The sequence below is a fragment of the Burkholderia sp. LS-044 genome (assembly GCF_004803625.1).
Lineage (GTDB): Bacteria > Pseudomonadota > Gammaproteobacteria > Burkholderiales > Burkholderiaceae > Burkholderia > Burkholderia cepacia.
Window position 1 is genome coordinate 1 of record NZ_SSWO01000049.1, and the last position, 1,524, is coordinate 1,524.

The 1,524-nt window shown below is 67.5% G+C and carries 2 protein-coding genes; both read left to right on the forward strand.

Annotated elements, in window-relative coordinates; genetic code table 11:
- Nucleotides 1-1,164: amidohydrolase family protein (locus E9536_RS41095; protein ID WP_168799648.1), on the forward strand; the 1,164-nt coding region annotated here is incomplete at its 5' end.
- Nucleotide 1,165: 1 nt separating this feature from the next.
- Nucleotides 1,166-1,524, forward strand: a 359-nt coding sequence (locus E9536_RS41100; protein WP_136473341.1) for a DoxX family protein, incomplete at its 3' end; no start/stop codon positions are given.

Below are 1,524 nucleotides of genomic sequence, written 5' to 3' on the forward strand. Positions count from 1 at the left end.
CCGGACGACTACGAGGTGATCCGCAAGCTGCACGACGCGGGCGAGATGACGATCCGGATCGCGTACAACCTGTTCACGCAGAAGCCGAACGCCGAGAAGGAAGACTTCGTGAACTGGACGAAGAGCACGAAGTATCACGACGGCACCGACTACTTCCGCAACAACGGCGCGGGCGAAATGCTGGTGTTCTCGGCGGCCGACTTCGAGGACTTCCGCGTCGCGCGTCCGGACCTGCCGGCGCAGATGGAAGACGATCTCGAGGGCGTCGTGCGCGTGCTCGCCCAGAACCGCTGGCCGTGGCGCATGCATGCGACGTACGACGAAACGATCAGCCGCGCGCTCGACGTGTTCGAGAAGGTGAACAAGGACATCCCGCTCGAAGGGCTGAACTGGTTCTTCGATCACGCGGAAACCATCACCGAAAAGTCGATGGATCGTATCGCGGCGCTGGGCGGCGGCATCGCGGTGCAGCACCGGATGGCGTACCAGGGCGAATACTTCGTCGAGCGTTACGGCGCGCAGGCGGCCGAAGCGACGCCGCCGGTCGCGAAGATGCTGTCGAAGGGCCTCAAGGTGTCGGCCGGCACCGACGCGACGCGCGTGGCGTCGTACAACCCGTGGGTGTCGCTGTCCTGGCTCGTGACGGGCAAGACGATCGGCGGGCTGCGCATGTATCCGCAGCGCAACCTGCTCGATCGCGAGACCGCGCTGCGCATGTGGACCGAATACGTGACGTGGTTCTCGAACGAAGTCGGCAAGAAAGGGCGGATCGCGGTCGGGCAGCTGGCGGACGTGGTCGTGCCGGATCGCGACTTCTTCGCGTGCGCGGAGGACGACATCGCGGGCACGACCGCGTTGCTGACGGTGGTCGGCGGCCGGATCGTGTGGGGCGCGGGCCCGTTCGCGTCGCATGACGCGCCGATTCCGCCCGCGATGCCGGACTGGTCGCCGGTGCGCGAGTACGGCGGCTACGGCGGCTGGGGCGCGACGCAGCGCAGCGGCGCACCGCTGCAACGCGCGGCGGCGGCCGCCGCGATGTGCGGCTGCGCGAATGCGTGCAACGTGCACCAGCATGCGCACGCGAGCGCGTGGGGCAGCACATTGCCGACGTCGGACGCGAAGGGCTTCTGGGGCGCGTTCGGCTGTTCCTGCTGGGCGGTCTGACATGGCGACGACAACCGGCCGGTACAGCCCCGCGTGGATTCGTGTGCTGCTCGCGCAGCCGTGGATCGGCGCGCTGGTTCGACTTGCACTCGTGTCCGCCTTTCTGATCGGCGGGATCAACAAGGCGATGCACTTCGACGCAGCAATCGCGGAGCAGGCGCATTTCGGTTTGCACCCGCCCGCGTTGTGGGCTGCACTGGCGGTCGTCGTCGAGATCGGCGGCTCGCTGTGCATCGTGTTTCGCCGCTTCACGTGGCTCGGCGCCGGCAGCCTCGGCATGCTGACGCTCGTCGCGATGGCGGTGGCGAACGACTTCTGGAACCAGACGGGCGCCGCGCGTTTCATGGCGCTCAACAGCTT